The organism is Albidovulum sp., from assembly GCF_049646345.1.
GTDB lineage: Bacteria > Pseudomonadota > Alphaproteobacteria > Rhodobacterales > Rhodobacteraceae > Albidovulum.
The window spans coordinates 1-4,606 of sequence record NZ_JBARVQ010000372.1; the positions used below are offsets into that span (position 1 = coordinate 1).

A 4,606-nucleotide genomic window follows, 5' to 3' on the forward strand; every position below is an offset into this window, starting at 1 on the left:
AGCCTGCCATGACCGCGCAGGCCGACCAGTAATTGCGCATGCCCGGCACGGGGCCGATCAGCGGATTGCCGTCGGGGGCAAAGGTGAAGGGGCCGTGGATGACGTTCTTCACGCCGACCTTTTCCAGTGCGGGGAAGCGGCGATAGGCGAATTCGATCGACTCGGCCACCTTGTCGAGATTGTCGGGCAACAGCTCATGCCCGAAGGTCCAGGGTGTTGTGTCGAGCGACCAGCCCTCGGCCTTTTTCTCATAGAACCCGATGCAGAACCCGCGCCCTTCCTGCCGCAGATAGCTTTCCCCGCCCGGATCGATCACATGCGGGACTTCACGGCCGGATTTCAGAAGGTCGACGATTTCGGGAATGTCGTCAGTGACCAGATATTGATGCGCCATCGGCAGAAGCGGGAAATAGACGCCTGCCATCGCGCCCACCTCACGCGCCCAGAGGCCACCGGCATTGACGATGTGTTCTGCATGCACCGTGCCCTGTTCGGTGACCACGTCCCATGTGCCATCAGCACGGGGATTGGTTTCCAGCACGCGGTTGTGTTCTACGATCTCGGCGCCACCCATCTTGGCCGCGCGGGCATAGGCATGGGTGGTGCCCGAGGGGTCAAGATGGCCGTCGAGGGGATCGTAAAGCGCGCCGATGATGCCGTCGGTATTGACCATGCCATGGGTGAAGTCGCGGATCTCGTTAGGGCCGAGAACTTCGGTATGCAGACCCATATAGCGGTGCTTGGCGCGCTCGGCCTTCAGCATCTCGAACCGGGCCTGATTGTCGGCCAGCGTGATGCCGCCGACATGGTGCAACCCGCAGGACATGCCGGTGATCTGCTCCAGCTCCTTGTAAAGCCCGATCGTGTAGCCCTGAAGCGCTGCCATATTGGTATCGCCATTGAGCGTGTGAAAGCCGCCCGCCGCGTGCCAGGTGGAGCCTGACGTAAGCGTCGATCTTTCGATCAGCATCACGTCTTTCCAGCCATATTTCGTCAGATGGTATAGCACCGAGCAACCGACAACGCCGCCACCGATGACCACGACCTGTGCCTGGGTCTTCATATTCGCCTCCCGAGGAATTTAACCCAAATCAACGGCGGAACACGCGCCGCAGCATGTCGGCAAACGACAGAATGTGTCGTTTCACAACGATGATGCCACCGCCAATGAAAGAGGCCGGGGACGCGCCCCGGCCTTTCTGATGCCCGGTAACGGCATGCTTAACGTTCGGGGATGAGCCCCCTTGGGCTGAACCTGAGAACCAGCAGCAGCACGAGGCCCATGGTCAGAAGTCGCATATGGGCTGCACTGTCCTGCAGGTGTTGCTTGATCACGCCGTCGGCCATGCCCGAGGTGATGAAGTCCATCAGCCCGTTGCCCCAGGGTTCGACCTTGATCCAGAGGAACCAGATCAGGAAGCCGCCCAGAACCGCGCCCCAGTTGTTGCCCGACCCGCCGACAATCACCATGACCCAGATAAGGAAGGTGAAACGCAGGGGGTTGTAGGTGCCGGGCGTCAACTGGCTGTCGAGCGTAACGATCATCGCGCCCGCAAGTCCGCAGATGGCCGAGCCGAGGATGAAGATTTGCAGGTGGCGACGGGTCACATCCTTACCCATCGCCTCGGCCGCGACCTCATTGTCGCGGATCGCCCGCATCATCCTGCCCCAGGGTGAATTCAGCGCCTTTTCCGACGCCCAGATGAGCGCGAGCAGGATCACGGTGAAGAGGCCTGCATAAAGCAGTTTCACCACGATGGTCGACGCTGTGACCGGATCAGTGCCGAAGCTTGCCGCACGCTCGACGAAACTGGCGCTGTTTTGTAGATCCACCTCATACGGTACGGGACGCGGGATCGAGATGACGTTCTTCACACCGCGCGCCAGCCAGTCTTCGTTCTTCATGACCGCAATGATGATCTCACCAATCCCCAGCGTGGCGATGGCGAGGTAGTCCGAGCGCAGGCCAAGCGCGGTCTTGCCAATGATCCAGGCAGCCCCGGCGGCCAGAAGCCCGCCAACTGGCCAGGCCAACAGAACCGGCAGGCCGAGCCCGCCAAGGTTGGAATAGGTCGCGGGCTTGAACGCCTCGACCACCTCGACGGCGGGATCGAAGACCGCGCGGAACAGGAAGAAGCCGCCAATCAGCACCACCAGCAGGGAAACGACGCGCTGCCGCCCCTTCAGGCGGTGGTTGAGCGTGATGGCCAAAGCGACAATCGCAACGCCCAGCAGCAGGCCAAGGATCAACCGGAAGCCACCACCGGCGGTCCAGACCTCGGTCACCGGCGGGGTGGCGATCAGGACGGGCGCGAGCCCCCCAAGCGCCACGAAACCGACGACACCGACATTGAACAGGCCCGCATAGCCCCATTGCATATTGACCCCAAGTGCCAGGATGGCCGAGATCAGCCCCATGTTGAGGATGCCAAGCGCGGTGTTCCAGCTGGCAGTCATGCCCTCAAAGATGATGAGGAACGCAACAAAGGCGAAAAGAAGGATGTTGCGCATGTTCATACCGATTTCCCCTTGAAGAGGCCGGTGGGCTTGAAAAGCAGGACCACGATCAGGATCGCGAACGAGACCGCGAATTTGTAGTCGGTGGACAGCAACTGGGCGAGGCCGTCAGGGGCGAGACTTTCCGGCAGGACGTAATTCGCGACTTTCTTCCAGGCATAGGTGAAACCCACCTCCGAATACGCGATCAGGAAACCGCCGGCGATGGCCCCCAGAGGGCTGCCAAGGCCGCCGACGATGGCGCTGGCGAAGATCGGCAGCAGAAGCTGGAAGTAGTTGAACGCCTTGAAGCTCTTATCAAGGCCATAAAGCGTTCCGGCGATGGTCGCGAGGCCTGCGGCGATGATCCAGGTGACCTTGACCACGCGTTCGGGGTTGATGCCCGACAAAAGCGCCAGATCCTCATTGTCGGAATAGGCGCGCATCGATTTGCCGGTGCGGGTCTTGTTGAGGAACCAGAACAGAAGCGCCACGACGACGACGGCGGTCACGATGGTCAGGGCCTGGGTCGACCGGAAGGCCAGCCCCTCGGCCAGACCGGTGGATTTCTTGAAATCGCCAGCATTGATCAGAAACCGCTCGCCATCAGCAAAGCGGATCTCATCGACGCCGATGATGAAGCGGGTGACGCCGTTCATCACGAACATGACGCCCATTGAGACGATGACGAGGATCACGGGGGCTGCTTTTTGCTTGCGATAGAACTGATAGACCCCCTTGTCGGTCGCCAGAACCAGACCCGCCGTCAGGGCGATGCCGAAGGGCAGGGCGAGCAGGGCGGTGGGCAGGGGGCCGAAGGAGATCCCCATCGACTGGAACCACCAGGTGAAGAGGATCACCATTCCGGTCCCGAAAGCCATCGTATCGCCATGTGCAAAGTTGGAAAAGCGCAGGATCGAATAGATCAGCGTGACCCCCAGCGCCCCAAGTGCAAGCTGCGCGCCGTAGGACGTTGCCGGAATGACGACAAAGTTCAACAGCGCGACAATCGCGTTCAGTATGTCCATAAGCTCCCCGTTCTGGCGGTATTTTCCGCCTTCTGTTTTGTATACAAATGAATAACATATTGGGCGCTTACTGCAACTACGGGAATACCTTGCAGAGCGGGATTTTACAGGGCGGCAAGCCCTGCAAAATCAGTGTTTACCATGACGGGACGGCAGTTCTGTTTCAGGAGGTCACCGACCGCAGAACGTCTGGTCAGCTTTTCAGGTCAGGCGACGCCTCGACAAGTTTGTCGGGGGCCGCAATGCAGATGCCGTTCGCTTCTGCGGCCTTGCTGCCATCTGCGAAATATTCGTATGCGCCGGTGTCGATGTTGACCGTATAGCTCAGCGAATAATCGTCGCCGAGATACAGGAAGGTGCGAGACTCCGCCGCTTCATAGATGAGCGCTTCCATCTCGGTTCCGTCGATTGTGACAAACCCCGTCATCTGGCCCTCTTCCTGGAACAGACGGGCAGCCATTTCTGGCTGGGCGGCGTTTTCAACCTGACAGTCGAAAACGATATCGTCAGCCGAGGCAGCGACAGGCAGAAGCATGACAGCCGCGGCGGCGAATATGATCGATTTCATAACTGGACTACTCCTGCCGTATAGATACTTTTCATGCCGTAATCACGCATTGCAGCAGCAATTTGTTTAGATTCCGGAGGTGATGAGGTTTTATTCCGCAATGTGTAAACAACTCCTTTTCAGGTGATCTGTTGTTTCGGATGGCGCAACATCGGTGATCTTGCACATCTGAGCTGGATCAAAAGGTCCGAGGGGCAAAGATCGGACCTCATATCCGTGATCAGCCCGCCTTGCTGCATTCCCCGCGCTTGTGTCCCGTCTTGCTGCCCGAGGCGGAGTAGTCATAGAACCCTTGTTCAGGGTCCACGGCATACTGAATTGTAAAGCCATCGCCGATATGCAGAAACGTGAAGGTGCCCAGACCGGGCAGAACCATCGCATCCAGTTCGGTATCCCCGATCACGATCTTTCCCTTGGCTTCACCATCGAATTTGACAAGCTGCGCGCCCAGTTCCGGCTGCGCGGCGTCTGGTGTGCCGCAGTCAAAGACCATCTCCTGCGCGAATGCCAGGGA

Annotated in this window: 5 protein-coding genes; all 5 read right to left on the reverse strand. The window is 59.3% G+C overall.

What is annotated here, in order from left to right; translation table 11 throughout:
• On the reverse strand, positions 1-1,063 hold a 1,063-nt coding region (locus WBB85_RS09250; protein ID WP_432638333.1), incomplete at its 3' end, for an NAD(P)/FAD-dependent oxidoreductase.
• A 158-nt stretch (positions 1,064-1,221) separates the two neighbouring features.
• Entirely contained in the window at positions 1,222-2,517 is a 1,296-nt protein-coding gene (locus tag WBB85_RS09255) for a branched-chain amino acid ABC transporter permease (RefSeq protein ID WP_432638334.1), read from the reverse strand.
• Positions 2,514-3,524, reverse strand: a complete 1,011-nt coding sequence (locus WBB85_RS09260; protein WP_432638335.1) for a branched-chain amino acid ABC transporter permease — start codon at positions 3,522-3,524, stop codon at positions 2,514-2,516. The genes WBB85_RS09255 and WBB85_RS09260 overlap by 4 nt, the downstream gene beginning before the upstream one ends.
• A gap of 193 nt (positions 3,525-3,717) precedes the next feature.
• Positions 3,718-4,092 (reverse strand): hypothetical protein, encoded by a 375-nt coding sequence (locus WBB85_RS09265; protein WP_432638336.1) that lies wholly within the window; start codon positions 4,090-4,092, stop codon positions 3,718-3,720.
• Positions 4,093-4,312: 220 nt separating this feature from the next.
• Positions 4,313-4,606: hypothetical protein (locus WBB85_RS09270; protein ID WP_432638337.1), on the reverse strand; the 294-nt coding region annotated here is incomplete at its 5' end.